Source organism: Rahnella rivi (genome assembly GCF_019049655.1).
Lineage (GTDB): Bacteria > Pseudomonadota > Gammaproteobacteria > Enterobacterales > Enterobacteriaceae > Rahnella > Rahnella rivi.
Genome location: NZ_JAFMOX010000060.1, coordinates 180,876 through 207,073, shown reverse-complemented (window position 1 = coordinate 207,073; position 26,198 = coordinate 180,876). Strand labels below are relative to the sequence as shown.

The following is a 26,198-nucleotide window of genomic DNA, read 5'->3' as shown; positions in this document are numbered from 1 at the left end:
CGGCAGAAAAAAATCCCTTCATGCTTTCGGCGTTTTACCGCTGCTTATTTGAGCTTCTTCTTTTTGCATGGTCAGGGTGATCAGATCTCCCATTGACTTCAGTTGTTCCGCCACCTGCGCGCTCAGCCAGACGTAACCATAGACTTGCGCTTCCAGATGGTGGGCGGCATTCATTTCTGCCATCAGCGCTTTCAGCTCTTCTGCGGATTCATTCAGCTGATGGCTGATTTTCAGTTCATCGCCCCGCGTGCCGTTAAGCAACATCAGGCTCAGTTTTTCCAGCGTATCCAGTATCAGCAACTGCGCACTGCGCAAGGTGCGCGCGTTGAGCATCAGGAAATGGCTTTCGCGCGAACTCCAGTAGGCATCGGCCAGCAGTTCGAGCGTACACAACAGATTTCGGCTGAGGGTCTGGACAGCGTCAAACACCTCGCGGGGAATGTGCGATTCTTTGCTGGCGGGCGCAAACAGTGAACGCATTTTCACCATCTGACTCATCGCTGATTTCAGCTTGCCATGCAGGTGCGGGCGTTCAAGCAGATTGGGCGAAAGCCAGGCGCTGTAGATTTTGTTGAGGGACATCAGATAGTCGGCCATCTGCATGCGCCAGTGAATAAAGGCGCGCTGCGGATAAATGCTGGCAAAAAACAGCGCCAGAAATGAGCCAAATATCACATCACCGGAACGCCACAGCGCCATTTCCATATCTCCCGGCCCTGCCCCGCACACCACGGCCAGCGTAATGCCGATCAGCAGCGCCATGTAGGGGCGTTTTCCAAGCGTCAGATAACCGCTGACGAACATCACGATGGCACACCAGACCAGCATCAGCGGCAGCGAATAGAGTTCCAGCCACAAGGCGATGAGGCCCGACGCCGATCCCAGTACCGTCCCGCTGACGCGCTCCATCACCCGCTGAACCACGTTACCCCAAAATGAAATCGGCCCCATCACCACCACCAGCGTGATCAGCGGCCAGGTGCCCTCAGGGATGTGAGTCAGGCGGACGATCAGGAATGTCAGGATAAACGCCAGTGCAATACGCAGCGCATGGGTGATGCGGTAGTGGCGATAGATGACGTTATCCAGCGGGGAAATTTTCTTGTCGAGACGCACGTTTGGCCTGCCATCGGCGATTATTCAATGAGAGCGTTAGTTTAGCCGAGTTAGTAAAGGGGATCACCCCGGTTTGGTCAGGGTTTTGCGGGATGCGTGCGGGAAATTCCGGCGATTTGCGGGGTCTGTTGCGCGACTGAGGATTTTGTCATGACATCGTTGCGTCGGATGGTATCCTATCCGGCGATTCACCCCCAATTCCGCACTGATAAGGTTATCTTCGTCATGTCAGACAAGCCTCAAAAAACGTTTTACTTCCACGATTACGAGACATTCGGTAAAAATCCGGCGCTGGATCGCCCTGCGCAATTTGCCGGGGTGAGGACTGACGAAGAGTTCAATATCATCGAAGAGCCGTTAGTGATTTATTGCCGCCCTTCTGATGATTACCTGCCGGAACCGGAAGCGGTGATGATCACCGGCATAACGCCACAGATTGCGCTGGAACGCGGCCTGAGCGAAGCGGAGTTTACCGCGCAAATTCACCAGGCGTTCAGCGTGCCGGCCACCTGCATCGTCGGCTATAACAATATTCGTTTCGACGATGAAGTCAGCCGCAACATTCTTTACCGCAACTTTTACGACCCCTATGCCTACAGCTGGCAGAACGGCAATTCGCGCTGGGATCTCCTCGACGTGATGCGCGCCTGCTATGCGCTGCGCCCGGAAGGCATCAACTGGCCGGAAAACGACGAAGGCTTCCCCAGTTTCCGCCTCGAACATCTGACCAAAGCCAACGGCATCGAACACGAAAATGCCCACGACGCGATGGCCGATGTCTACGCCACTATCGCCATGGCGAAGCTGGTCAGGCAGGCACAACCTCGCCTGTTCAGCTTCCTGCTCGAGCATCGCAGCAAACATAAACTCAATACGCTGATCGACATACCCTCGATGGCGCCGCTGGTGCACGTCTCCGGCATGTTCGGTGCCGCGCGCGGCAACACCGCGTGGGTTGCGCCGCTGGCGTGGCATCCTGAGAATAAGAACGCCGTGATCATGTGCGATCTGGCCGGTGATATGTCGACGTTGCTGGATCTCACTCCTGATGAAATGCGCGAGCGCCTCTACAGCCGCCGCGACGCGTTGCAGGCGGGGCAATCGCCTTTGCCAATTAAACTGGTGCACGTCAATAAATGCCCGGTGCTGGCGCCGGCCAAAACGCTGCTGCCGGAAAACGCCGAGCGGCTGGGGATTGATCGTCAGCGCTGTCTGGAAAACCTGCAACTGCTGCGCCAGAACCCGCAGGTGCGCGAGAAAGTGGTGACGATGTTCGCCGAAGCCGAGCCGTTTACGCCATCAGACGACGTTGATGCCCGCCTTTACGACGGTTTCTTCAGCGATGCCGATCGCGCCGCCATGCGCATCATTCTGGAAACCCGCCCGGAGAATCTTCCTGCGCTGGATCTGACGTTTAATGATTCCCGCATCGAACCGCTGTTGTTCCGTTTCCGCGCACGCAACTACCCCGAGACACTGACGGATGCCGAACAAAAGCGCTGGATGTTACATCGTCAGACCAAGCTCACTGACGAGCGTTTTCAGAATTATGCATTAGAGCTTGAAGCGCTCTATAACTTGCATGAGGGAGATGGGGAGAAGATGGCGCTTCTCGGGGCACTGTTTGAATACGGCAAGAAACTGGTCGGGTGATTTAGTTCGGGGCTGCCCCAAATCCCCCTTTTCACTGCGTATCGAGATAATTTCGGTTTCTTACGTGCAGTGATCAATTCATACACTGCGCCGAAACCGCCCAAAGGAGGGAAGTGCTTTCCCTCCTTTGGATTCCTCCCCGCTTTTTACTGCGCGCTATCGCTGGCACGGCGGACATATCCTGTGGCAACAGTGAGTGGCGCAAAACCCTGCCGCTGCGCGGTGCCCTCTCCCGGTCTTCGAGCCTAAGGTCTCGAAGCCGCTCCGTTCGGCAGGATTTTTTGATCGCGCCCTCTCACCTTTTTTCAAAATCAAAACCAGATGAATGATGATTTCAAAATCAATATCAGATGAATGTTGAGCAACGCGTTTTGCTTTTAAAATGATCCGAACGGGTGAAGTTGTGACCCGGGAGCCAGTAGCCGCGTTCAAAAATCACGCCGGAGGGAGAGGTGAAAAACCGCGTTTTTTTGCGCGGGTTGTAACCCGACCGGAGGGAATCGCGCAGCGACGGGATTTTGCGGCAATAGCAGGAATACCTGAAACATAGCCTGTCTGCATGGCACGGGTTTGAAAAAGCGAGGGGAGTGCAGAGGGGAAAAGTCTTTCCCCTCTGCTCGGTTTCGTCGCAAAAATTCAGGTAATCGCAGACAGTGAGAAACCGAAATATCCTCAATCTGCGTCAGCAGTAAAAAGCCGCCATTGCAGCGGCCCTCTGCCATTACGCCTCGGGGGCGATTTCCCCGCTCATCTGCGGTGGCTGCTTCCTGAAAGCATTGGTAATAAACGCCAGATAACCCAACCCGATAGCGCCCCACACCAGACCCAGCGTCATGGAGCTGGATTCCAGGTTCAGCCACAACGCACCCACGGTCAGCGCACCAATCACCGGCAGGATCAGATAGTTGATGTGATCTTTCAGCGTGCGGTTACGTTTTTCACGGATGTAGAACTGGGAAATCACCGACAGGTTTACGAAGGTGAATGCCACCAGCGCGCCGAAGTTGATCAGCGCCGTCGCCGTGACCAGATCAAAGGTCACCGCAGACATCGCCACCACGCCAACCAGCAAGACGTTGAAGGTCGGGGTACGCCATTTCGGATGCACATAGCCAAACAGTTTTTCCGGGAATACGCCGTCACGGCCCATCACGTACAGCAGACGGGAAACACCGGCGTGCGCCGCCATGCCGGAAGCCAGAACGGTTACGCAGCTAAAGCACAGAATGACGGACTGGAAGAACTTACCGGCCACGTACAACATGATTTCAGGCTGTGAAGCGTCCGGATCTTTAAAGCGTGAAATGTCCGGGAAGTACAGTTGCAGGAAGTAAGACACCACAACAAAGATGATCCCGCCGATAAGCGCGGTCAGGAAAATCGCTTTCGGGATGACCTTGCCCGCGTTCGGCGTTTCTTCTGACAACGAGCTGATGCCGTCAAAGCCGAGGAACGAGAAGCACAAAATGGTCGCACCGGTGATCATCGGCACCACGTGCGCGTTTTCACTGAAGAACGGCTTGGTGGTCGCCAGCGTCCCCATGCCCTCGCCCATGTAAACACCACGGACCAACAGCCCCAGGAACACCACCATGATCGCCACCTGCACCACCACAATAATGCTGTTGAGGTTAGCCACCACTTTGATGCCGCGCAGGTTGAACGCAGTCATCATCGCCACCAGCGCGGTAACGAATATCCACGACGGCACGCCGGGGAAGATCGCTTCCAGGTAAATTTTCGCCAGCAGGATGTTGATCATCGGCATGAACAGGTAGTCCAGCAGTGATGACCAGCCCACCATAAAGCCGACGTGCGGGCTGATGGCTTTTTGCGCGTAAGTATAAGCAGAACCGGCAGACGGGAAACGCTGCACCAGTTTGCCGTAGCTCACGGCGGTAAACAGAACGGCGATCAGCGCGAAGATGTACGCGGTCGCGACGTGACCATCAGTCAGGCCGGAAACGATGCCGAAGGTATCGAAAATGGTCATCGGTTGCAGATAGGCAAGACCCATCATCACAACCTGAACCAGCGTCAGGGTTTTACGCAGTTGAACGCGCTGAGTGGCCGGAGCGGCAGATGTATTAGCAGACATGGCTCAGTCCTCCCTGAATTGCAGACACCGGGCGCTTAAACGCCTCTGAACGCAACGTACAGGGAAAACTTCGTGAGTTATTACCAGTAAACGGGGGATAGATCTTCACATCGCTGGATACGCAAGTGAAGGCTGAGCGAATGTGGCCGCAGCGGAAAGAAGCACCGGCAGGCACCGGTACAGGTTTGAAATATTGCCCCATGTTACATTTCCTCATAGTGGCGACCGTTGTTAATTTGGGATCGCACACGAACCTTGTTATCTATCCGGATCTGGGTCCGGCCTCTGTTGAATTAGTTTGGGTACTGCACATACAAAAAAAATAACCGGCGCCTTTAAGCGTCGGTTATCTGCAGTGCGGCGTATTTTGCACAAATCACGCATGAATGACAAGATTCATAGGCTTTCAGTTACAAATTCTTTTCCAGATTTAAACATTCGTGCATGGATTTCCTCAAAGTGCGGGCGCTGATAACGTAAAAATGGCGCCCGTTGCGAAGGAAATCAGGCGTTACGCAGCATCCAGTCGATTTCGGTTTCCGTCACACGGCGTTCAAACTGCAACAGCTCATCGGATTTACAGGCGTGATAGACCTGCGAAAAACGTTCGCCGAGGTACTTTTTCAGCGCCGGTTGTTCATCAAAATCATACAGGGCATCGCTCTGGCGGATGGGCAGCGGAATACCCTCCTGCTCCAGACCGTTCCCGGTGACCGGTTCCGGCAACGGCAGAACGTTATCAAGCCCGAACAACATGCCCGCCAGCACGGTGGCGACCACTAAATAAGGGTTGGCATCCGCACCGGCAACGCGGTACTCAACGCGATGATCGGCCACGCCGCCGCAAGGTACGCGCAGCGCGACGGTGCGGTTGTTGTGCCCCCATGAGGCCTGCGTCGGCACATACATGCCCGGCTGGAAGCGGCGGAACGCGTTGACGTTCGGCGCTAAAATCGCCATCGACGCGGGCATCAGTGCGATCATCCCGGCCAGTGAGCGTTTCATCAGTTCTGAATCCTGACCATCTGTATTGGCAAACAGGTTTTTGCCATTGTCATCGAGCACGCTGAGGTGGATGTGCATCCCGCTGCCCGCGTAGTCGTCGTAAGGTTTCGCCATAAAGGTGGCGTCCATCTCATGATTTTCCGCCACCAGGCGCACCAGACGCTTAAGCATCAGGGCGTAATCACAGGCGCGCAGAATATTTTCGCTGTGCTGCAAATTGATTTCAAACTGTCCCGGTGAGGACTCCGCCACGGCACCCGAGGCCGGTAAGCCCTGAATGTGTGCCAGACGGTCAATGTCACTCAGCACATCGGCGAAGTGATCGAGATTATCCACGGAATAGACCTGCGTATGCATGCTGCGCTCTTGCGTACCGGGCGTGCACGGCGGCTGGATATAGCCTTCCGCATCGCGCTGCCTGTCGAGCAGATAAAACTCCAGCTCTACCGCTACCACCGGGAATAATCCCCGCTGGCGCAATGTTTGCCAGATATGATTCAGCACATTGCGGGGTTCAACGTCAAAGGGAGTGCCATCTTCGTCAAGCATGGTCAGCAACAGCTGGCCGGTGTGTTCGGGGTCAGACGCTGACGGCGTTAAGGTGCCGGGGACGGGAATACAGTTACGATCGGGTTCGCCAAGCTCCTGCCCAAGACCCGCTTCTTCCACAACATTCCCGAGAATGTCCATGGCAAAAACCGATGCCGGGAAATAACAGCCTTTTTCAAGTTTGCGCAGGGCGGAGATGGGAACGCGTTTGCCGCGGAAGGAACCATTGAGATCAGTGAGCAGGACGTCGACGTGAAGGGTTTGCGGGTGACGCTCCAGGTACTGGGTTACTTCATCCTGGAACGCGCTACTTCGCTCTTCAATGTGCTTAGCAAGAGAGGTGTTCTCGCTAATCTCTTTCTTAATTTCATTCATCAGTTCAGTCGCTTGCATAGGTTTTCCGCCATTTGCTGGATTCCGGCGTCAACGGCACCACCATGATGCCTGCCGGTTAAGCCTTACCGTTTGGTTGCTCTGTTCAACGCAGTTTTCTCATTTGTCATCTTCTTCTGGTGTGTCTGTTACCCGCCCGGCCATGCTCAAAATATAGGCCATATGATTAACCCTAGCCTTAACATAAATTTTTTGCAACACATACAATTCAGTAACAACTCTGTTTGAAAAGCCATCATGGCGCTGCTAAATTGGACAGAAGAAGGCCATCATCACTGATCAAATGCGTTAAAACAGCGTGCGGGGAGGCACGACCTGTTATTCCATTCACTTACTCAACGAGGCGGGACTATGGGCAATATATTTTCCACGGCATCAGCGGGGAAACAGACCAGCTACAGACCGATCATTGGGGTAGTCATGTGTGAGAATTCTGTTGATGAAAACCCTGCACTCACCGTTCACGAAAAGTATCTGGACGCCATTTTCAACGCCGACGCCCTGCCCGTCTGCCTGCCGCATGAGCTGGCAGCGCGCGAAGGCGCGATAGACCAGATCCTGCAAGGCCTTGACGGCATCTTCCTCACCGGCAGCCCCAGTAATATTGAGCCTCATCAGTACGGTGAAGAAGGTGTCGAGGAGCTTGCCGATCCGGGTCGGGATCGCCTGAGTCTGCAACTTATCCGCGCCACACTGGATAAGAAGATCCCGCTGTTCGCGGCCTGCCGCGGTTTGCAGGAGTTAGTGGTGGCCACCGGCGGCACGCTGCATCGCAAGGTACAGGAGGTGCCGGGATATATGGATCACCGCGAAGACACCACCCTGCCGCATGATGATCAATACAACGTTGTGCATCCGGTTCACATTGCACCGGGGGGATTACTTTCGGAATTGTTACCTGATTATCAGCAGTTTCAGGTGAATTCCCTGCACGGTCAGGGGGCGAAAAGTCTGGGCGCAGAACTGAATGTGGAAGCCCGTGCGCCGGATAATCTGGTGGAAGCCGTGAGTGTGCGCGACCATCCCTTTGCTCTGGGTGTGCAATGGCACCCTGAATGGCACAGCCTGACGGACCCGGTGTCCCGTCAGTTGTTCAACGCATTTATCAATGCCTGCCGCAAAGGCCATCAGGCCCGGAGCGCTCGCGAGGAATAGACGGATGAGCGAAGTCAGTCTGGCGCCTGGTCGCCGGCTTTCTGAAATTCGTCAGCAACTCGGCATGTCCCAACGCAAAGCCGCCGAGTTGTCTGGCCTGACACACAGCGCCATCAGCACCATCGAGCAGGATAAAGTCAGCCCCGCCGTGAGTACGCTGCAAAAGTTATTACGGGTATATGGGCTGTCGTTATCGGAATTTTTTGCTGAAACGCGGGAAAGTGACAAACCGAGAATTGTCATTGATTCGGCGCAATTGATTGAAATCGGCAGCCGGGGAGTGTCCATGAAAATGGTGCACAACGGCACGCCAAACCACGCGGTCGCCATGCTGCTGGAAACCTATCAGCCCGGCAGCACCACTGGCGACAAAATCAAACATCAGGGAGAAGAAGTCGGTACGTTATTAGAAGGAGAAATCATTTTAACCGTCAACGGTCAACGTTATCCGCTGCGTGCGGGGCAAAGCTATGCCATTAACACCGCTAACCCCCACAGCTTCAGTAATATTTCTACGCGGATTTGCAGGATAGTCAGTGCACATACCCCTAATACCTTCTAGTTGTCACCGGCTCCGGGCGTGGCAACGGGAACCCAAAGAAGGATGTCATTATGAGTGCTCAAACAGGAAGTCCCCGCGCCGTCGGCGCGCCTCACACCGACAGCTACTACGCCAGCTCCGTCAATGCGCATGCGCCCTGGCCGGAGCTGACTGACAATATTGAGTGCGATGTCTGTATTGTCGGCGCCGGTTACACCGGCATCTCTTCCGCCTTATACCTTTGTGAAGCCGGTTATGACGTGGTGGTGTTAGAAGCCGCCCGCGTCGGCTGGGGCGCCAGCGGGCGCAACGGCGGCCAGGTGGTCAATTCCTACAGCCGTGATATTGATGTGATTGAAGATCGTTACGGGCGGCAGACCGCAGATATGCTCGGCAGCATGATGTTTGAAGGCGCGAACATTATCCGTCAGCGCATCGACCAGTACGCTATTGACTGCGACTATCGCCCCGGTTGCGTGTTTGCCGCGCTGAGTTCACGCCAGCTGTCAAAACTGCGTGACCAGCAAAAGCTGTGGAACCGTTACGGGCATACCGAATTAACCCTGCTGGATGAAAGTGCCATCCGCCGCGAGATCGCCACCGACCGTTACGTCGGCGGGCTGCTGGATAAAAATGGCGGCCATATTCACCCGCTCAATCTGGTGCTGGGCGAAGCCGAAGCGGTGCGCCGTCACGGCGGGCGTATTTATGAAGGCTCGGCGGTAACGCGCATCGATCACGGTGACCCGGCGTTGATCCACACGGCGAAAGGTCAGGTCAAAGCCAAATATGTGATCCTGGCGGGCAATGCGTATCTGAGCCAGCAACTGGCTCCGCGCCTTACGCGCCTCAGTATGCCGTGCGGTTCGCAAATTGTTGCCACCGAACCCCTGTCGGACGATATGGCGCTCTCCCTGCTGCCCAATAATTATTGCGTGGAGGACTGCAATTATCTGCTGGATTATTTCCGCCTCACTGCCGACAACCGCCTGTTGTACGGCGGGGGCGTGACCTATGGCGGCAAAAATCCGCCGAATATTGATTCAGTGATCCTGCCCAAGCTCAACCGCACCTTCCCGCAGCTTAAGGGCGTGAAGATTGATTACCGCTGGGGCGGCAATTTCCTGCTGACGCTCTCGCGCCTGCCGCAGTTCGGACGGCTGGAAAATAATATCTACTATATGCAGGGAGACAGCGGGCACGGGGTGACGCTCACGCATCTGGCCGGAAAGCTCATCACCGAGATGTTGCGCGGCGACGCCGAACGGTTTGACGCGTTCGCCCGTCTGCCGCACATGCCCTTCTTCGGTGGCCGCAACTTCCAGGTGCCGTTCACCATGCTCGGTGCCGCTTACTATTCACTGCGTGACCGTTTAGGCGTGTAAAAAAAGCGTTCCCCGCGCGTGCGCGGGGCGGGGATTCAGCCTTTGCCGGACACCGGAAATTCCTCAGAGGTGCCCACTTCGGGCAACTCATCGAGTTCCGGCTGGATCCCTTGCGAAATGTAATCTTTTGCGGCCATTGCCTGCTCATTGCCCGCTGCATCACGGATAACCACATGTTTGATGCTGCCATCTTCCAGCACTTCACGGTGTACGCCGGTAAATTCACTCATTTGCTGCTCCTGTTGACTGATTGCAGATAGACTTCTCTCATCATTAAGCATAGTTTTTTATTCTTAAGTGCAACTAATAAAAATCCGAAATGACCCCAGCAAGGGGCTCATTTTCCTGATAAATTAGTCACCTCGTCACTGATGATGAAACCGCACTTCCCCCGCGCCACTCATGCTTTACAAGGAGAACACTCTTGGACGCCAGCACGATCAACACACTTTTCTTTATTGGCGCCCTGTTAGTCGCAGCGAGCATTTTGCTCAGTTCGTTCTCTTCTAAGCTTGGCATCCCTATTTTAGTCATTTTCCTCGCCATCGGTATGCTGGCGGGAGTCGACGGCATCGGCGGGATCGCATTCGATAATTATCCGGCAGCGTATCTGGTCAGTAACCTGGCGCTGGCGGTGATCCTGCTCGACGGCGGGATGCGCACACGGGCTTCGTCGTTTCGTGTCGCGCTGTGGCCTGCCCTGTCACTGGCCACCGTCGGCGTGCTGATCACCGCCGGGCTGACCGGCATGGCGGCGGCGTGGTTATTCCACATCGATCTGATGCAGGGCCTGCTGATTGGCGCGATTATCGGCTCGACCGATGCCGCCGCCGTGTTCTCACTGATTGGCGGTAAAGGCCTCAACGAGCGTGTCAGCGCCACGCTGGAGATAGAATCCGGCAGTAATGACCCGATGGCGGTGTTCCTGACCATCACCCTGATCGACATGATTTCCAAAGGTGAACACGGGCTGAGCCTGATGTTTATCGTGGATGTGGTGCGCCAGTTTGGCCTCGGCATTGTGTTTGGCCTCGGCGGCGGCTGGCTGCTGCACAAACTCATCAACAAAATCACCCTGGCCGCCGGTTTATACCCGCTGCTGGCCTTCAGCGGTGGCCTGCTGGTATACGCCGCCACCATGGCGCTGGAAGGCAGCGGCATTCTGGCGGTTTACCTGTGCGGGCTGATGCTGGGCAATATGCCGATCCGCAACCGCCACGGGATTATGCAAACCTTCGACGGGCTGGCGTGGCTGAGCCAGATTGGCATGTTCCTGGTGCTGGGATTACTGCTGACGCCAAGCGATCTGTTGCCCATCGCTGTCGCTGCCCTGGCGCTCTCGCTGTGGATGATCCTGCTCGCGCGGCCGCTGTCGGTTTTCGTCAGTCTGATCCCGTTCAAAAACTTCACCCTGCGCGAACGGTTCTTTATCTCGTGGGTTGGCCTGCGCGGCGCGGTGCCGATCATTCTGGCGGTGTTCCCGATGATGGCCGGATTACCGAACGCCACGCTGTTCTTCAACGTCGCCTTTTTCATCGTGCTGGTTTCCCTGCTGGTACAGGGGACGTCGCTGGGGTTTGCGGCGAAAAAAGCGAAGGTACTGGTTCCGCCGCAGCCGACGCCGATTTCCCGCCTCGGGCTGGATATCGATGTGTATAACGACTGGGAACAGTTTATTTATCAGCTGGGCTCGGAGAAGTGGTGCGTCGGCGCAGCGCTGCGTGATCTGCAAATGCCGAAGGAAACCCGAATTGCCGCCCTGTTCCGTGGCAAAGAGATGTTGCACCCCACCGGCAGTACGCGGCTCAAAGAGGGCGATATTCTCTGTGTCATTGGTCAGGAAAAACACCTGCCGGAGCTGGGTAAATTGTTCAGTGACAGCAATAAAGTGGTGCTCGACGACCGGTTCTTCGGTGATTTTATCTTGCAGGCCGATGCCCCTCTGGACGCGATTTCACAGCTTTACGGACTGAATCTGGAAGAAACGGTGGATCAGTCGCAGTCGCTGGGGCATTTCGTGATCAGGTTACTGGGCGGTGAGCCGGTGATCGGTGACCATATTGAATGGGATGGTCTGACGTGGACGATTGCCGAAATGGACGGTCATCAGGTGAGTAAGGTTGGTGTGAGGATTGTGACGGAGAAAGCCTGAGGTCTGATTCTTTCCCCTCTTGCGAGGGGAAAGCCGGGATGGCCGGTGAGCCTTCCCAGATAATTCAAAGCAGATTACTGAGCAGCTTGCGGGTCTTTGTCGTAGTCAGAACAAGACTGGTAGCCTTTGTTCATGACATGACCGGTGTCGTTATAGCTGACGAAGTAAGTCTGTGCTTTACCATCACGCGGAGCCACTGCATACGTCTGGCAAGTGCCTTTCGCATGGATAAGCGTCGCTTCTGTTGATGGTGGCCCTGCAATAGCGCGAACCTGCGTTTTCGTCATACCGACTTTCACATCGCTGACCACAGGCTCTTTAACGTAGCTCGCTGCGCGGTCGTAAGTCTGACACCCTGCCAGTACAGAAACGGCTGTCGCCACCACAAGTAACATTTTCTTATTCATAACATCTCCTCCTGAGTACTTTTTCTATTTTTGTATAAGCAAGTTAAGCATAGAAGAGATAAGGCATTTATCCACTGAATATGACTTCTATTTGTTGAAAGCTACAGTTTTTAAGTTTTATCTGATAAGCCGCCTGCGGGTTTCCCCTCTTAAATCTGTCTGACGAAGATGATTTTCAGACAGTTATGTTCTATACATGAAAGAGGTAAGCCATTGAGAGAAAAGGAGCCCGGCCTGATGCCTGTGGATCGACGTCGGTTTGTCACGTTGCTGGGTGTCATCGCTCTGATGCCACTGCCGCGTATTGGATTTGCCACCCCACGGGAGGTTGCGATGGAGACTTTGCTGATTGATAAGCCGTCAGGCGGCGTGCCTAACAACCGGCTGCCGGTGATGATTTATCATCGCGTTATTCCGCCCAACGTTGCCGATAATGCCGACTATCTCGAGCACCTGTTCCGTTCCAACGGCTGGCCACCGCAGTGGCGCTACCCGGTCTACACCTTCACTCACTTCCATTCGAATACCCACGAAGCGCTGGGCGTGTTCGCCGGTTCCGCCACGCTGCAACTTGGCGGGGAAAAGGGAAAACTGATTGAGGTGAAAACCGGCGATGTGTTGCTGCTACCGGCGGGTATCGGTCATAAACAGATTTCCGCCGACGAGGATTTTATGCTGGTGGGCGCCTATCCGCCCCAGGTGAAAGCCGATCTCTGCCATGATGAGCCGTCACAGCTGACGGCGCGCACCAAAGCGGTCAGCGCCGTACCGCTGCCTGCCACCGATCCGGTGACCGGGCACAGTGAAGGCAGCATGATTACCTGGCACACGAAATAAGCGGAATGTGCGCGCGGCAGAGGCTTATCCGCCTGCCGCCAGCGCAAAGCGCGCCACCGCTTTTTCCAGCCGTTGCGACTGACTCAGCAGTTGCCGCGAAGAGGCCGCGGCGTGATCCGCCAGCTTACCGTTTTGCAAAGTGACCTGATTGAGCGCGGAAATGCGTTCGGAGACATCGTGAACACTTTGCCCCTGATACAGGGTGGCGGCTGAGATCTCTTCCACCAGCGCGCTCAGGCCATTAAAGATGGCGATAATTTCTTCCAGGCTTTTCCCCAGCACCGTCACCGAGGCCGAACCGCGCCCGATTTGCTGCACGGAGTCATCAATCAGCTGATGAATGCCGCGTGTTGAATGGCTGCTTTTCTGCGCCAGCAGGCCAATTTCTTTCGCCACCACCGCAAACCCGCGCCCGTGCTGCCCGGTGTGCGCCGCTTCAATTGCGGCGTTCAGCGCCAGAATATTGGTCTGAAACGCCACGTTATCGATCATCGAGACAATTTCACTCATCTGTGAAGACTGGCTGACAATCTGCTTCATCGCCGTGTCTACCTGCCCCATCACCTCACCGCCGCGTGTCGCCACGTTTTTAGCCTGCCCTGCCCGCTGGCTGGCCTGCTGTGCGTGGGCGGCGTTTTCTTTCACCCGTTCGTTGAGCTGGGTGATATGCCCGGTGGCCGCATTCAGCTCCTGGCTCTGGATCGCCGCCTGTGCCGACAGCGCTTCGTTGCCCTCGGCCATCTGATTGATGTTCACTAAAATATGCGCCGAGGCATCGCGCACTTCGCTGACCAGCTTTTGCAGGCCGCGTTGCATATCGCGCAGGCTCACGCCCAGTTCGCGCATTTCGGTGACCCGCGAGTGATCATCTTTCACCTCGCGGGATAAATCCCCGGCGGCCAGCACGCTGATGTGGCCAATCATCCGCTGTAACGGGCGGATAACCCAGGCGGAAACACCCCGCCAGACCAGCACCGCGATCACCGCCAGCACGGCAAGGGCAGCCATAAACAGGGTTTTCGCCTGAGTCAGCGCGTTAAGCAGCCGGTCGCTGAGTGAAACGGCGGTGTGCTCGTTCACGGCCAGATAGGCGTAATACTTCTGGCTAAAATCGTCCTGAAATGCCTGAACCGGCACTTCAAAGAAGGCATCAATATTGTTGTTTTTTTGCAGTCCGTCCGACTGTTCGCGCAGCCCGTCGTAGAACATCTGATAGCTGGCTTTCAGTTCTGTGGCGGCCTTGTCACTCTCTTTCGTCATCTTGCCGAAGCGGGCGAAGGCTGTCCGGGAGGCGCTGAGTGACGCGAGCGATTCCTCCAGCAGGCTGTTCCAGCTGCCCACTGAGCCGCTTTCTTTATCCTGCATGTAATAAATACCGGCGCGGTTCAGCTTGTCGCTCGCTATCAGCAATTCCATGCGGGCTTTGTCCATCACGGCTTGTTGCTGACGCAGACTTTCGGTGGCAATGACGTTGTTACGGGCATCCCTGAGGATGTTGGTGAGCACCAGCGTGGAGAATATCTGCAAAGCAGAAAACAGGGCGATAACGCAAATTACCCCGAAAAGTATGCCGCGCGGGCGCTGAGTGAAAACGGATCGAAATAATCTGCTGAATCTGGCTTTGCCAGGCAAAGAACTGAGCGTTAATATCATGATTATTCTGCATTATTTTAAGGAAGTGGCAGAATTTTACGCTCAGGAAATGACAGAAATATTTCACGGACAGCAGGAGACTGTCCGCAGAAGAAAGGAGGCAGCCGTCAGTTCAGAGGGCGCTGCATAATACTGACCCGCTCGCCGTTCACTTCTCGTTGTTCCACTTCCTGCCAGCCGAGACGCCCGTATAATCCCTGCTGATCGGGGGTATACAGCCACAGCGTATCAATGCCGGCCGCGCGTGAACGCGCAATGCAGGCTTTCACCAGCGACGTGCCGATGCCTTTTCCGCGCAAATGATGACAGGTAAACACTTCGCCCAGCCAGTATTTGCGTTCCGCGACATCGCTGAGTTCATAACGCATCACGCCCGCCGTGCCCACCACCTGCTCTTTCTCATCAAGTGCGATCAGCACGCACTGACGGCCACGGCTGCCAATCCGTTGCACAAGGCGTTGGCGGATATAATCTTTTTGTGCCCAGTGTGCGAAGTCAGACCATTCGCCGTGCAGATATTCGGTGACCGTCTCGAGGTAATGCGGAACATCGGCAAGGCTGGCGATTTTTACGGTGTCGTTGCCGTCGGGAGAGGTGTTTTGAGTCATGGAGAAACCGTTTTAAACAATCAGGGGGAACCAATTTGCGGATTCCCCCTGAGCCTGTCAAGTCGTTGCCTTAAGTTAACTCATTAAACTCTAGGGAAGATCCACACATGCTGTTCCGGTAAGGCCAGATGGCAATGCTGCGGATCGCGCACTTCTGCACCGTAGGCACGGATAACGAAGTCATCTCCGGCAGTGCGGAACAGATACTCCCAGCGGTCACCGAGGTACATGCTGGTCAGCAGCGGTAATTCCAGCTGATTATCCCCCGGCCCGCTGGCCAGCACCACGCGCTCGACGCGGATCACTGCCGTCCCCTCCTGCCCGCTTTGCACCCCTTCGCCCGCCTGCCCCCATAATACCCAGCCTTTCCCTTCTATCCGCGCTTTGCCGTCGCGGACTTCGGTCACTTTGCCGTGCAGACGGTTGTTGCTGCCCATGAACTCGGCGGTAAACAGCGTTTTCGGCGAACCGTACATTTCCTGCGGTGTGCCCTGCTGTTCGATTTTGCCGTTATTGAGCAGCAGAATGCGATCCGAAATCGCCATCGCTTCGTTCTGATCGTGAGTCACCATCAGCGCTGACAGCCCGAGTTTGATGATCAGTTCGCGCAGGAAAACCCGTGCCTCTTCGCGCAACTTGGCATCGAGATTCGACAGCGGTTCATCAAGCAAAATCACCGGCGGGTTGTAAACCAGTGCGCGGCCAATTGCCACCCGCTGCTGCTGCCCTCCGGAAAGCTGATGCGGATGGCGTTTGCCCAGATGCCCCAGCCCGAGCTGATCCAGTACCGCCTGCACGCGCCGGGTAATTTCCCCGGCAGAGATTTTGCGCAGCTTCAGCGGATAGGCCACATTCTCAAACACGGTTTTGTGCGGCCACAGCGCATAAGACTGAAAGACCAGCCCGAGATTGCGCTCTTCGGCAGGAATTTCGCTGCGCGGTGTGCCGTCGTAGACTCTGTTTTTGCCGATGATAATGGTGCCCTGTGTCGGTTTTTCCAGCCCGGCAACCGCACGCAGTAAGGTGGTTTTGCCACTGCCGGAAGGCCCGAGCAAGGAGACCACTTCGCCACGTTTCAGATCCATCGACACGCCTTTGAGCACCGGATTGTCGCCGTAGGTTAAGTGCAGATTCTCGACCGATAATTCAATCATGTAATTTGACTCCAAAACGAAGGGCAATACCCAGACCTAACACCACCAGCAGGATGTTAATAAAGGAGAGCGCGGCGACGATATCAATGGCACCGGCCGCCCACAGGGAAACCAGCATCGAGCCAATGGTTTCGGTACCCGGCGAAAGCAGATACACACCGGTGGAATATTCACGCTCAAAAATCAGGAACATCAGCAACCACGAGCCGATCAGCCCGTAACGGGACAGCGGAATGGTGACGTGGCGGGTGATTTGTCCGCGGGTCGCACCGGCACTGCGCGCAGCCTCTTCCAGCTCCGGCCCGACCTGCAACAGCGTCGAGGAGATCAGCCGCAACCCGTATGCCATCCACACCACGGTGTAGGCCAGCCAGACGCTGAAAATGGTGCTGCGCAGCGATCGCAGCCAGACCACCAGATTGTCACGCAACCACTGCGACCACGGCATACCGGAAAGCCAGCCGGATTTGAGGGCGTTATCGAGCCACATCGGCAGGAACAGGAATACCCACAGGAAAGCCAGACCGGCCAGCAGGCCCGGTACGGCACGCGGCACCAGCACGCTGTAATCGAGGAAGCGGGTGACACCGTCCGGTTTACGGTGCATGGCGATGCCTATAAACAGGTAACAGGCCACCGCCAGCGCGCCGCCGATAACACCAATTGCCATTGAGTTGACGATGGCGCGCAGCAGGTTCGGCTGCTCCCAGATGGTACGGAAAGTATTGAGCGACAGCTCATCCCACAGCGACACGCCCACCCCCCAGTTGGAGATAAACGCGCGCAGAACCACACCCAGCAACGGCACGCCAATGGTGACCGTCAGCCAGAATGCCACCACCGCACCGGCCACCCAGCGCCATTTGCCGAGCGGCAACGCGCGTGCCTGCGACGCTTTACCTTTCACGGTGACAAAACGGTTGGCGGTGCGCATCAGGCGGCGCTGCAACATCACCAGCGGGATAGTGATGCAAATCAGCACGACCGCCACGGCAGCCATCAGGTGATAAGACGGCGTCCCGAGCTTGTTGGTCAGCTGATACAGGTAGGTCGCCAGCACCATGTTGCCTTCCGGATCGCCCAGCACCAGCATCAGGCCGAACACTTCCAGCCCGAGGAAAAACAGCAGCACGGTGGCGTAAAGAATCGACGGGCGCACCATCGGCAGACTGACGGCGGTCATCACCTGGAGCGGCGAAGCACCGGCGGTTCGCGCGGCTTCCTCAACATCCGACCCGACGCTGCGCAGCGCCGAGGAAATATAGAGATAGGCGTGCGGCACGTGCGTCAGACCCGCAATCACCACGATGCTCGACATGTCGTAGATGTTCCACGGCACGAAACCGAGGATCGCCTGCGCCCACAGCGAGAAGAACCCGACCGGCCCGGCGGCAACCACGTAACCGAAACCCAGGACCATCGGCGAAACGAAAATCGGGACCAGGATCAGCGGCTCAATCAGACGTCTGCCGGGGAGATCGGTACGCACCATCAAAAACGCCAGGATGCCGCCGAGTGGAATGGCGATCACCACCAGCCCGAACGCCAGAATAAAGCCACTTTTCAGCGCCTTATAGAAATCAGGATCGGTGAAGATAAATTCAAAAGACTCAAGGCTCCATTCTTTGGACGGGGAAAAGAACGGCGCGGAGAGAAAACTTTGTATCACGATGAACGACAACGGAATGTAGATAACCAGAGCGGTTATCAGCACCACGATGCCACGCGGCAGGCTTTGCCACTTTCTGCGCAATGCATTCATGTTACTTCCCTTCGGTTAGCAGCGAAATCAGGCAAGAGAAAGGGAGGCGCGCAGAGCTGATGCGCGCCCCAACTGCTATTTTTGGGCAGCGGCGCGCCACTCTTTGATGTAATCGAGGCGTTTTTTCTGTTGCAGGTATTCCAGCAGGGTTTCGTCCACCGGAATGGGCTTGAGGGCGTTACCTAACATTTTGGTCATGCCGTCGATGTCGTTTTTACCTTCGATATCGTTACGGATGGACGGAATGTCGGCCTGATTCGCCAGAATGCTTTGGCCTTTTTCCGACAGCACATAATCCAGCCACAGTCTGGCGGCGTTACTGTTTTTCGATTCCTGGCTGATGAAGGAAACGCGGGAAAGCACCAGGGTGTAATCCTTCGGATAGGAGATGCCGAGCGACGGATCCGTTTTGGCGCGGGCTTCTGCGTAAGAACCGAGGATGTTAAAGCCGATCAGGTTTTCGCCGGAAGAAACGCGCTCCATCATGGTGCCGGTTGACGACTGCACCGCTAAACCGCCTTTGGCGACGTCAGCCAGCGTTTTGAAATAGTTCGGATCGGCTTTGAAATCCTGCACGGAGAGCATGAAGCCGAGGCCGGATTTCTCGATGTCGTACGTCGTGACCTTTTTCCTGAATTTATCGGTCTGGCTGGCAATCAGTTTCGCCAGCGCTGCGTGGGAATCTGGCACGTCACCGGCCGGGATCAGACGCTTGTTATAGATAAACACCACAGGTTCGTAAGTCGTGCCGTAGGCTTTGTCTTTCCACACCGCCCACTTCGGCAACTGACCCTGTTCCGGCGATTTATATTCCTGCGCGTAATCGGTGGCCAGCTTCAGCGCGGTGTCCATGGAGGAGCTCCAGACCACATCGCCGCTGGTACCGCCCGCCGCCTGTTCGCTGATATAACGGTTGTACAGTTCGGTGCTGTTCATGTCGTTATATTCAACTTTAATGCCGGGATAGGTGGCCTCAAAGCCCTGAATCAGCGGGCCTGCCGCTTTGGTGTCGGTGGTGGAATACACCACGACTTTGCCTTCTTTGGTCGCTGCATCGACGATTTTTTGATAGTCGGCCGGATAGCCCTGAGGTAATGCAGACATGGCAGAGGAAGACATCATTACAGCCGCAGCAATCAGAGAGAATCGTAATTTGTTCGTCATTATTGTTAACCTCTAGTTACATTTGGGAAACTAAAAATTAACATAGCGCATAACATCTGGCAGGCAATAGGGTAAATTTTTTATCTTCCCGAAGTGTGATTCGGGGCGTTTTTTAGGCAATTAACTCCATTAACACCACGACAAAAAACGCAAACAGGTCAGCGGCGTGACCTGATGTGCGTGGCTATAAAATACGATTATTTGAAATAGCCGGCGGTGTCGATATCAGTCAGGAGATCCTGATGTTCAGGTTTCCAGCCCAGAACGTCGCGGGTGATCTGGCTGGAAGTCGGGTTGTTCAGCGAGGCGAAATGGGTAAACCAGCCAAAATGTTCTCCCGCCTCCTGCGCATTTTTACTCACCACCGGCAGGTTCAGGTGTTTGCCAATCAGGATGGCGATCTCACGAAACGGCACGCCTTCTTCTGAATTCGCGTGATAAATGGCGTTCGATGCGCCCTTTTCCAGCGCCAGCACAAACACGCGGGCGGCATCCAGCCGGTGAACGGCTGGCCAGAGATTTTGCCCTGCATCGATATAGGCGGATTCGCCCTTTTCCCGCGCCATGGCAATGATCATCGGCACAAATCCGTGGTCACCCGCGCCATGCACCGACGGCGGCAGACGCACCAGCGAGACGTGCACGCCCTGCTCTGTCAGCGCGGCGGCCGCCCTATCTGACGCTATGCGCGGGTTTTGCCCCTGCGGATCGGGTAAATCGTTTTCCGTCGCCAGGTGACCGTTACTCACCAGCGCAGTGCCCGAGGTCACGATCAGGGGTTTATCCGTGCCTTTCAGCGCGGCGCCTAACGCGCCAATCGCCAGCCGGTCTTTTTCGCAGTTCTCCAGAAATTGTGAAAAGTCATGGATAAACGCGGTGTGGATCACGCCGTCGGCCAGTGCTGCGCCTGAGGCCAGACTCTGCAAATCTTCTAAGCTGCCGCGATGCACGTCGGCACCCGCGTCGGTCAGCGCCTGCGCCGAGGCCTCCGAACGCGCGAGCCCCAGCACCTGATGACCGGCCTGCAGCAATGCCTGCACGACCGCAGAACCGACAAAACCTGTAGCACCTGTAACGAATACACGCATCTCGAATTCCCCTGTTGTTGGCTAAATTTGCTGTGGCTGAAAATGGGTATGCCTGAGTGAGCAAACTATAGGCGCTGGAGAAAAGACGATCTATGCGCTAATGTCCGCATTATCTTTGCAATCGTCCGGAGCCGCTGATGGACCCTCTTTCTGATGTGTTGTCACTGCTGAAGCCACGCAGTTATATGTCCAAAGGTTTTGAAGCCGGTGGCGCATGGTCGGTGCAATTCCCCGATCATTATCAGTCGATTAAATGTAACGCGATCATTACCGGTGAATGCTGGCTGGCGGTCGATTCCGTGCCAGGCGCCGTGCATCTGAAAGCCGGAGACTGCTTTGTGTTACCGGCCGGCCGCCCGTTCCGGCTCGCCAGCGATCTGTCGATTCCGCCCGTTGATGCCGGGCCAATTTTCCTGCAGGCGCGGGATGGCGGAACGGTTTCCTGCAACGGCGGCAAGGATTTCTTCCTCACCGGCAGCCGGTTTGCGGTCAGCGGCACCCACGCCTCTACTCTGCTGGCGATGCTGCCGCCGGTGGTGCACATCTCGAAAGAATCTGACAAAGCCAGTTTGCGCTGGGCGGTTGAGCGGATGATGGAGGAGTTGCGTGAGCAGCGGCCAGGCGGATTGCTGATCGCGCAGCATATGGCGCACATGATGCTGGTGCAGGCGCTGCGGATGCACGTCGATAACGCAGCGGAAGGGGAAAGCAGCGGCTGGTTTGCCGCGCTGGCTGACAGGCAACTCTCCAAAGCGCTGAATGCAATGCATGAAAACCCGGCGCAACGCTGGACGGTGCAAACGCTGGCGGAGCAGGCAGGCATGTCGCGCTCGGTGTTCTCGCAGAAATTCAAGCTGGCCGTCGGCAGCGCGCCGCTGGAATACCTGACCCGCTGGCGGATGTTGCTGGCCGGTGACCGGCTGACAAACAGCAAAGAACCGGTATCGGCGGTGGCGTTGTCGCTGGGTTATGAATCAGAAAGCGCCTTCAGTACGGCGTTCAAACGCACGCTCGGGTGTTCACCAAGGCAGTACGGGCAGCAGCAAGCGGGCTGACATACTGCTAAGACAACGGGAAGTAACGAATGGATGTGCCGGATTACAGGCACAAAAAAAGCCGCTAATTGCTTAGCAGCTTTGATGTGTTGTTTATGGCGGAGGAGGAGAGATTCGAACTCTCGAATGGTTTCCCATCGCCGGTTTTCAAGACCGGTGCCTTCAGCCGCTCGGCCACCCCTCCGTAAACAACAAGCACTTTGCGACGTCAGTCGTTCAGTACGGGGCGTAGTATACAAGACCGGAAAAAAGATGCAAACATTATTTTCAGCCTAGTTTGTTGATTTTATGAGCATTTAAAACGCATACCCTGACGCGAGCCTGAATAACAGGCACAAAAAAAGCCGCTAATTGCTTAGCAGCTTTCTTGTGTTGTTTATGGCGGAGGAGGAGAGATTCGAACTCTCGAATGGTTTCCCATCGCCGGTTTTCAAGACCGGTGCCTTCAGCCGCTCGGCCACCCCTCCGCAACGAAGCGAACTATAAACAGTGCCGATCCGCTTGTAAAGCCTGATTCTGTTCGTTTGCCTGAAAAACAGGCATTCTGTTCATAAGCGGCGATTTAAGCATCATTTCGGTGATTCTGACGTCAGGAAACCGCGCCCCGCACGCCCTGAGCAGGTAAAGAAGGGTAAAACGTCTTTAATGACGCGGCGCAACTACTTACACTCCAATCTGACTGTATTTTCACCGACTCCAATCCTTTTATAAGAGTGAGAATTTTATTATGGATCGTTACGTTGCCTCTTCGTCATCGCGCGCAGGCTCGTTGTTAAGCACACACCGGGTATTGCGTAACACCTATTTCCTGTTAGCCCTGACTCTCGGCGTTTCGGCGATCACTGCGACGGCGAGTACGGTGCTGAGATTGCCTTCTCCCGGCTTTCTGCTGACGATCGTCGGGTTTTATGGCCTGATGTTCCTGACCTACCGCACGGCTAACAGCCCGGCAGGTATTCTTTCCGCTTTCGCGTTGACCGGCTTTATGGGTTACACGCTGGGGCCATTGTTAAGTTCACTGCTGGCCGCCGGTGCCGGTGACATTATTATGCTTGCCCTGGGCGGTACAGCGCTGGTGTTCTTCTGCTGTTCGGCCTACGTGCTGACCACGCGCAAAGACATGTCGTTCCTGTCAGGCATGATGATGGCGGGCTTTGTGGTGCTGCTGGTGGCGGTTGTCGCCAACCTGTTCCTGCAAATTCCGGCGCTGTCTCTGGCGATCAGCTGCCTGTTCATTCTGTTCTCCGCAGGCGCGATTTTGTGGGAAACCAGTAATATTATTCATGGCGGCGAAACCAATTACATTCGCGCTACCGTGAGTTTGTATGTCTCGCTGTATAACGTGTTTGTCAGCCTGCTGAGCATTCTGGGTCTGTCATCCCGTAACTGATTGCTTTTCTTTGTTGTCGTCCGATGTAAATTGCAGCCCCGCCTTCCGGCGGGGCTTTTTATTTTTTCAGGCAGACCTTTTTTGCTAAACTGCCTGCTGCATTTTTACAGGTTTGAGGTTGTATGCTGGAGTTTGACGGTCAGGTTATTGAAACCGACGCTCAGGGTTACCTGAAAAACAGTAAAGACTGGCAGGAAGGCATGGCGCCACTGCTGGCAGAAGAAGAAGGGATCGTGCTGACAGATGCCCACTGGGAAGTCGTGCGTTTTGTGCGGGATTTTTACCTGGAGTTTAATACCTCGCCCGCCGTGCGGATGCTGGTCAAAGCCATGGCGCAAAAATATGGCGAAGAGAAAGGCAACAGCCGTTATCTCTTCCGGCTGTTCCCCAAAGGCCCGGCCAAACAGGCGACAAAAATCGCGGGCCTGCCTAAACCGGTAAAGTGCCTGTAACCCCCGCGCCTCAGTATTTGATTTTGAACTCTTTATAATCGCCGGGTGCGGTCGGCTCACTGAGCACACGATCCACCCGCGCATGTGTCGGCCCGCCGGCTTTCAGCCAGACTAACAGCTGTTCCACCTTTTCCTGCTCCCCGCACGCCACCACTTCGACGCTGCCGTCATCAAGGTTTTTGGCGTATCCGGTCAGCCCCAGCGCGGTGGCCTGATGTTGTGTTGAAAATCGAAAACCGACACCCTGCACCATGCCGTAGACCCAGGCGGCTATACTGACTGTTGACATAATTATCTCTCCGTTAGCGGTATGGTTCGTTGCAATTTCACCTGCATGACCGGACAATGTCGCTCTTTTTTGTCTCCGAACCGACAGAACCTAATTTTATGACTGCACGTTTAATTCTGGCCAAAGGCCGCGAAAAATCTCTTCTGCGCCGCCATCCGTGGGTGTTTTCCGGTGCGGTTTCACGCATCGAAGGTAAAGCCAACCCCGGCGACACTATTGATATTGTAGACAGTCAGGGGAAATGGCTCGCGCGCGGCGCTTATTCTCCGTCGTCGCAAATCCGCGCCCGTGTCTGGACTTTCGAACCGCAGGAAGAGATCGACATCGATTTCTTTATCCGCCGTCTGCAGCAGGCGCAAAGCTGGCGTGATTATATCGCCAAACGCGACGGGCTTGACGGTTACCGCCTGATTGCCGGTGAGTCTGACGGCCTTCCCGGCGTGACGATTGACCGCTTCCAGAATTTCCTGGTGTTGCAATTACTTTCTGCCGGGGCTGAATATCAGCGTGCACCGCTGATTGCCGCCCTGCAACACTGCTACCCGGAATGCGCCATCTGGGATCGTTCCGACGTCGCGGTGCGTAAGAAAGAAGGCATGGAAATGGTGCAGGGTCACGTGCTTGGCGATGAGCCGCCTGCCCTGCTGCCTATCCAGGAGCACGGCATGAGCCTGCTGGTGGACATCAAAGAAGGTCATAAGACCGGTTTCTATCTCGACCAGCGCGACAGCCGCCTGGCTGCACGCCACTATGCGGCAGGCCGTGAAGTGCTGAACTGCTTCTCCTACACCGGCGCCTTTGCTGTGTCAGCGCTGATGGGCGGCTGCACGAAAGTCACTAACGTTGATACCTCGCAGGCAGCGCTTGATGTGGCGCGTCAGAACGTTGAGCTGAATAACCTGGATCTGTCGAAAGCAGAATTTGTGCGTGAAGACGTCTTCCAGTTGCTGCGTAAATACCGCACCGAAGGCAGACTGTTCGACATGATAGTGATGGATCCGCCTAAATTCGTAGAGAATAAAAATCAGCTGGCGAGCGCGTGTCGCGGCTATAAAGATATCAATATGCTGGCGCTGCAACTGCTGCGTCCGGGCGGTATCTTGCTGAGCTTCTCGTGCTCCGGTTTACTGCCCACTGACCTGTTCCAGAAAATCCTGGCCGATGCCGCGCTGGATGCGCATCGCGAAATTCAGTTTGTTGAGCAGTTCCGACAGGCGGCCGATCACCCGGTCACGGGCGCTTATCCGGAAGGTCTGTACCTGAAAGGTTTTGCCTGCCGGGTGACTCACTGATTGATCACGGTGTGCCCTGACAGGCGCACACCGGAGAATCTTTAGCGGATTAAGTGGTCAAAACTTGAAACAGCGCGTTTTATCTCCATATAGAAGATAAGACGCTAATTTCAGGAGATGACTATGATTGCCAGTAAATTTGGTATCGGCCAACAGGTCCGCCACAGAATGTTGGGCTATTTGGGTGTGGTAATCGATGTCGATGCGGAGTATTCGCTGGACAAACCTGACGTCGCTGAACTTGCCACTGATGACACCCTGCGTGCGGCCCCCTGGTACCACGTGGTGATGGAAGATGAGGAAGGCCAGCCAATCCATACGTATCTGGCCGAAATACAGATCGATCACGAAGCGGCACGGGCGCATCCGGAACAGACGTCTCTGGATGATTTAGCTGCCTCGGTGCGCAGTCAGCTTCAGGCCCCTCGCCTGCGTAACTGATTTCTTCGATTACAAATGTGAAAAACCGGCCTTTGCAGCCGGTTTTTTTACGCCATTTTTTGTGCGTTACCGCAAAAAATTTATTTAATCCCCAGTCGCGGGATTTCAATTTTCGGGCAACGATCCATAACCACTTTCAGCCCGGCTTCTTTCGCCAGAACTGCAGCCTGTTCGTTGATGACGCCGATTTGCAGCCAGAGAACTTTGGCTTTTATCGCGATCGCTTCCTGCGCGACGCCGTAAGCGGCTTCAGCATTGCGAAATACATCGACCATATCCACCGGATGCGCAATGTCAGCCAGCGTGGCGACCACCTTCTGCCCCAGCAACTCTTGCCCTGCGAGTTTTGGGCTGACAGGCGTCACCTGATAACCCTGCGAAAGTAAGTACGCCATGACGCCATAACTAGGACGACCCGGATTATCGCTGGCGCCGACCAGCGCGATGGTTTTCACATCCTGCAGAATGTTGCGAATATCATTATCTTGCACGGGATTTTCTCCTTTGACCTGTCTGAGCTAAGTGTAACTCAGCATTGTTATTCCGGCAGGCTGGCCGA

25 protein-coding genes and 2 tRNA genes are annotated in these 26,198 nt (G+C 55.4%); 12 read left to right on the top strand and 15 right to left on the bottom strand.

The features are described from left to right. Positions 1 to 18: 18 nt before the first annotated feature. Positions 19 to 1,116 (bottom strand): FUSC family protein, encoded by a 1,098-nt coding sequence (locus J1779_RS13985; RefSeq protein WP_056769392.1) that lies wholly within the window; start codon positions 1,114 to 1,116, stop codon positions 19 to 21. Between the two features lie 225 nt (positions 1,117 to 1,341). Here J1779_RS13985 and sbcB point away from each other — a divergent pair, with 225 nt between their 5' ends. After that, entirely contained in the window at positions 1,342 to 2,769 is a 1,428-nt protein-coding gene (gene sbcB, locus J1779_RS13980; protein ID WP_217204038.1) for an exodeoxyribonuclease I, read from the top strand. A gap of 721 nt (positions 2,770 to 3,490) precedes the next feature. Here the strand turns inward: sbcB and J1779_RS13975 are convergent. After that, positions 3,491 to 4,867, bottom strand: coding sequence for an APC family permease (locus J1779_RS13975; RefSeq protein ID WP_056769390.1), 1,377 nt, complete (start codon positions 4,865 to 4,867; stop codon positions 3,491 to 3,493). Between the two features lie 504 nt (positions 4,868 to 5,371). Further along, positions 5,372 to 6,796 (bottom strand): glutamine synthetase family protein, encoded by a 1,425-nt coding sequence (locus J1779_RS13970; RefSeq protein WP_217204037.1) that lies wholly within the window; start codon positions 6,794 to 6,796, stop codon positions 5,372 to 5,374. Positions 6,797 to 7,165: 369 nt separating this feature from the next. Here J1779_RS13970 and puuD point away from each other — a divergent pair, with 369 nt between their 5' ends. Genes puuD through J1779_RS13955 form a run of 3 tightly spaced genes read left to right on the top strand, consistent with a single transcriptional unit; the run spans position 7,166 to position 9,895 of the window. Further along, entirely contained in the window at positions 7,166 to 7,969 is an 804-nt protein-coding gene (gene puuD / locus J1779_RS13965; RefSeq protein WP_056769388.1) for a gamma-glutamyl-gamma-aminobutyrate hydrolase, read from the top strand. 4 nt (positions 7,970 to 7,973) lie between these two features. Beyond that, a complete protein-coding gene (gene puuR, locus J1779_RS13960; RefSeq protein ID WP_217204023.1) occupies positions 7,974 to 8,531 on the top strand; it encodes an HTH-type transcriptional regulator PuuR in 558 nt (185 codons plus the stop codon). Between the two features lie 50 nt (positions 8,532 to 8,581). After that, complete coding sequence (locus J1779_RS13955; protein WP_217204022.1) at positions 8,582 to 9,895, top strand: NAD(P)/FAD-dependent oxidoreductase; 1,314 nt, start codon at positions 8,582 to 8,584, stop codon at positions 9,893 to 9,895. Between the two features lie 35 nt (positions 9,896 to 9,930). On the opposite strand, the gene J1779_RS13950 is transcribed toward J1779_RS13955, so the two are convergent. Further along, positions 9,931 to 10,125: a hypothetical protein gene (locus tag J1779_RS13950; protein ID WP_056769381.1), complete on the bottom strand. Its 195-nt coding sequence runs from the start codon at positions 10,123 to 10,125 to the stop codon at positions 9,931 to 9,933. Positions 10,126 to 10,319: 194 nt separating this feature from the next. Here J1779_RS13950 and J1779_RS13945 point away from each other — a divergent pair, with 194 nt between their 5' ends. Then, positions 10,320 to 12,047 (top strand): potassium/proton antiporter, encoded by a 1,728-nt coding sequence (locus tag J1779_RS13945; protein WP_056769379.1) that lies wholly within the window; start codon positions 10,320 to 10,322, stop codon positions 12,045 to 12,047. A gap of 74 nt (positions 12,048 to 12,121) precedes the next feature. Here J1779_RS13945 and osmE read toward each other — a convergent pair whose 3' ends face one another. Then, positions 12,122 to 12,454, bottom strand: a complete 333-nt coding sequence (gene osmE, locus J1779_RS13940) for an osmotically-inducible lipoprotein OsmE (protein ID WP_056769377.1) — start codon at positions 12,452 to 12,454, stop codon at positions 12,122 to 12,124. 237 nt (positions 12,455 to 12,691) lie between these two features. Here osmE and J1779_RS13935 point away from each other — a divergent pair, with 237 nt between their 5' ends. Next, complete coding sequence (locus tag J1779_RS13935) at positions 12,692 to 13,291, top strand: cupin (protein WP_217204021.1); 600 nt, start codon at positions 12,692 to 12,694, stop codon at positions 13,289 to 13,291. Positions 13,292 to 13,315: 24 nt separating this feature from the next. Here the strand turns inward: J1779_RS13935 and J1779_RS13930 are convergent, their stop codons facing one another. After that, complete coding sequence (locus J1779_RS13930; RefSeq protein WP_217204020.1) at positions 13,316 to 14,944, bottom strand: methyl-accepting chemotaxis protein; 1,629 nt, start codon at positions 14,942 to 14,944, stop codon at positions 13,316 to 13,318. On the opposite strand from J1779_RS13930, the gene J1779_RS13925 reads away from it, so the two are divergent. Beyond that, positions 14,877 to 15,074 carry a hypothetical protein gene (locus tag J1779_RS13925; protein ID WP_217204040.1) on the top strand — a complete coding sequence of 66 codons (198 nt, stop codon included), beginning with the start codon at positions 14,877 to 14,879 and terminating at the stop codon, positions 15,072 to 15,074. The genes J1779_RS13930 and J1779_RS13925 overlap by 68 nt on opposite strands. Here J1779_RS13925 and J1779_RS13920 read toward each other — a convergent pair. The 5 genes from J1779_RS13920 to J1779_RS13900 form a co-directional block, all read right to left on the bottom strand. Further along, positions 15,052 to 15,552, bottom strand: a complete 501-nt coding sequence (locus J1779_RS13920; protein WP_217204019.1) for a GNAT family N-acetyltransferase — start codon at positions 15,550 to 15,552, stop codon at positions 15,052 to 15,054. The genes J1779_RS13925 and J1779_RS13920 overlap by 23 nt on opposite strands. 83 nt (positions 15,553 to 15,635) lie before the next feature. Then, a complete protein-coding gene (locus tag J1779_RS13915; protein WP_217204018.1) occupies positions 15,636 to 16,706 on the bottom strand; it encodes an ABC transporter ATP-binding protein in 1,071 nt (356 codons plus the stop codon). Further along, the gene (locus J1779_RS13910) at positions 16,699 to 18,468 is read right to left on the bottom strand and encodes an ABC transporter permease (protein WP_183847580.1); all 1,770 of its coding nucleotides are present in this window, start codon (positions 18,466 to 18,468) and stop codon (positions 16,699 to 16,701) included. The genes J1779_RS13915 and J1779_RS13910 overlap by 8 nt, the downstream gene beginning before the upstream one ends. Positions 18,469 to 18,543: 75 nt before the next feature. Further along, the gene (locus J1779_RS13905) at positions 18,544 to 19,632 is read right to left on the bottom strand and encodes an ABC transporter substrate-binding protein (RefSeq protein WP_056769367.1); all 1,089 of its coding nucleotides are present in this window, start codon (positions 19,630 to 19,632) and stop codon (positions 18,544 to 18,546) included. 197 nt (positions 19,633 to 19,829) lie between these two features. Next, positions 19,830 to 20,720: an SDR family oxidoreductase gene (locus J1779_RS13900; RefSeq protein WP_217204017.1), complete on the bottom strand. Its 891-nt coding sequence runs from the start codon at positions 20,718 to 20,720 to the stop codon at positions 19,830 to 19,832. A gap of 137 nt (positions 20,721 to 20,857) precedes the next feature. Here J1779_RS13900 and J1779_RS13895 point away from each other — a divergent pair, with 137 nt between their 5' ends. Next, complete coding sequence (locus J1779_RS13895) at positions 20,858 to 21,775, top strand: AraC family transcriptional regulator (RefSeq protein ID WP_217204016.1); 918 nt, start codon at positions 20,858 to 20,860, stop codon at positions 21,773 to 21,775. Between the two features lie 96 nt (positions 21,776 to 21,871). Here J1779_RS13895 and J1779_RS13890 read toward each other — a convergent pair. Both J1779_RS13890 and J1779_RS13885 read right to left on the bottom strand, forming a co-directional pair. Next, positions 21,872 to 21,959 (bottom strand) — tRNA-Ser (locus tag J1779_RS13890). Positions 21,960 to 22,154: 195 nt separating this feature from the next. Next, positions 22,155 to 22,242: transfer RNA gene (locus J1779_RS13885), tRNA-Ser, on the bottom strand. 260 nt (positions 22,243 to 22,502) lie between these two features. On the opposite strand from J1779_RS13885, the gene yccA reads away from it, so the two are divergent. Together yccA and tusE are read left to right on the top strand one after the other, a co-directional pair. After that, entirely contained in the window at positions 22,503 to 23,165 is a 663-nt protein-coding gene (gene yccA / locus J1779_RS13880) for an FtsH protease modulator YccA (protein WP_056769361.1), read from the top strand. A 122-nt stretch (positions 23,166 to 23,287) separates the two neighbouring features. Continuing rightward, the gene (gene tusE / locus J1779_RS13875) at positions 23,288 to 23,617 is read left to right on the top strand and encodes a sulfurtransferase TusE (protein WP_056769359.1); all 330 of its coding nucleotides are present in this window, start codon (positions 23,288 to 23,290) and stop codon (positions 23,615 to 23,617) included. Positions 23,618 to 23,627: 10 nt separating this feature from the next. On the opposite strand, the gene yccX is transcribed toward tusE, so the two are convergent. After that, a complete protein-coding gene (gene yccX / locus J1779_RS13870; protein ID WP_056769357.1) occupies positions 23,628 to 23,906 on the bottom strand; it encodes an acylphosphatase in 279 nt (92 codons plus the stop codon). Between the two features lie 98 nt (positions 23,907 to 24,004). Between yccX and rlmI the strand changes: the two genes are divergently transcribed. Further along, complete coding sequence (gene rlmI / locus J1779_RS13865; RefSeq protein ID WP_217204015.1) at positions 24,005 to 25,198, top strand: 23S rRNA (cytosine(1962)-C(5))-methyltransferase RlmI; 1,194 nt, start codon at positions 24,005 to 24,007, stop codon at positions 25,196 to 25,198. Between the two features lie 123 nt (positions 25,199 to 25,321). Then, positions 25,322 to 25,639, top strand: coding sequence for a heat shock protein HspQ (gene hspQ, locus J1779_RS13860; protein WP_217204014.1), 318 nt, complete (start codon positions 25,322 to 25,324; stop codon positions 25,637 to 25,639). 80 nt (positions 25,640 to 25,719) lie between these two features. Here hspQ and J1779_RS13855 read toward each other — a convergent pair whose 3' ends face one another. Beyond that, positions 25,720 to 26,130: a CoA-binding protein gene (locus tag J1779_RS13855; RefSeq protein WP_056769352.1), complete on the bottom strand. Its 411-nt coding sequence runs from the start codon at positions 26,128 to 26,130 to the stop codon at positions 25,720 to 25,722. Between the last annotated feature and the right edge of the window lie 68 nt (positions 26,131 to 26,198).

Excerpts from the sequence above, each read along its gene's own strand:
- osmE (WP_056769377.1), bottom strand. The coding sequence starts at position 12,454 with ATGAATAAGAAAATGTTACTTGTGGTGGCGACAGCCGTTTCTGTACTG.
- J1779_RS13920 (WP_217204019.1), bottom strand. The coding sequence starts at position 15,552 with ATGACTCAAAACACCTCTCCCGACGGCAACGACACCGTAAAAATCGCC.
- J1779_RS13975 (WP_056769390.1), bottom strand. The coding sequence starts at position 4,867 with ATGTCTGCTAATACATCTGCCGCTCCGGCCACTCAGCGCGTTCAACTG.
- J1779_RS13905 (WP_056769367.1), bottom strand. The coding sequence starts at position 19,632 with ATGACGAACAAATTACGATTCTCTCTGATTGCTGCGGCTGTAATGATG.
- puuD (WP_056769388.1), top strand. The coding sequence starts at position 7,166 with ATGGGCAATATATTTTCCACGGCATCAGCGGGGAAACAGACCAGCTAC.
- J1779_RS13895 (WP_217204016.1), top strand. The coding sequence starts at position 20,858 with ATGGACCCTCTTTCTGATGTGTTGTCACTGCTGAAGCCACGCAGTTAT.
- hspQ (WP_217204014.1), top strand. The coding sequence starts at position 25,322 with ATGATTGCCAGTAAATTTGGTATCGGCCAACAGGTCCGCCACAGAATG.
- J1779_RS13950 (WP_056769381.1), bottom strand. The coding sequence starts at position 10,125 with ATGAGTGAATTTACCGGCGTACACCGTGAAGTGCTGGAAGATGGCAGC.
- sbcB (WP_217204038.1), top strand. The coding sequence starts at position 1,342 with ATGTCAGACAAGCCTCAAAAAACGTTTTACTTCCACGATTACGAGACA.
- J1779_RS13910 (WP_183847580.1), bottom strand. The coding sequence starts at position 18,468 with ATGAATGCATTGCGCAGAAAGTGGCAAAGCCTGCCGCGTGGCATCGTG.
- rlmI (WP_217204015.1), top strand. The coding sequence starts at position 24,005 with ATGACTGCACGTTTAATTCTGGCCAAAGGCCGCGAAAAATCTCTTCTG.
- yccA (WP_056769361.1), top strand. The coding sequence starts at position 22,503 with ATGGATCGTTACGTTGCCTCTTCGTCATCGCGCGCAGGCTCGTTGTTA.
- J1779_RS13970 (WP_217204037.1), bottom strand. The coding sequence starts at position 6,796 with ATGAATGAAATTAAGAAAGAGATTAGCGAGAACACCTCTCTTGCTAAG.
- tusE (WP_056769359.1), top strand. The coding sequence starts at position 23,288 with ATGCTGGAGTTTGACGGTCAGGTTATTGAAACCGACGCTCAGGGTTAC.
- J1779_RS13955 (WP_217204022.1), top strand. The coding sequence starts at position 8,582 with ATGAGTGCTCAAACAGGAAGTCCCCGCGCCGTCGGCGCGCCTCACACC.
- J1779_RS13935 (WP_217204021.1), top strand. The coding sequence starts at position 12,692 with ATGCCTGTGGATCGACGTCGGTTTGTCACGTTGCTGGGTGTCATCGCT.
- J1779_RS13930 (WP_217204020.1), bottom strand. The coding sequence starts at position 14,944 with ATGATATTAACGCTCAGTTCTTTGCCTGGCAAAGCCAGATTCAGCAGA.
- puuR (WP_217204023.1), top strand. The coding sequence starts at position 7,974 with ATGAGCGAAGTCAGTCTGGCGCCTGGTCGCCGGCTTTCTGAAATTCGT.
- J1779_RS13915 (WP_217204018.1), bottom strand. The coding sequence starts at position 16,706 with ATGATTGAATTATCGGTCGAGAATCTGCACTTAACCTACGGCGACAAT.
- J1779_RS13900 (WP_217204017.1), bottom strand. The coding sequence starts at position 20,720 with ATGCGTGTATTCGTTACAGGTGCTACAGGTTTTGTCGGTTCTGCGGTC.
- yccX (WP_056769357.1), bottom strand. The coding sequence starts at position 23,906 with ATGTCAACAGTCAGTATAGCCGCCTGGGTCTACGGCATGGTGCAGGGT.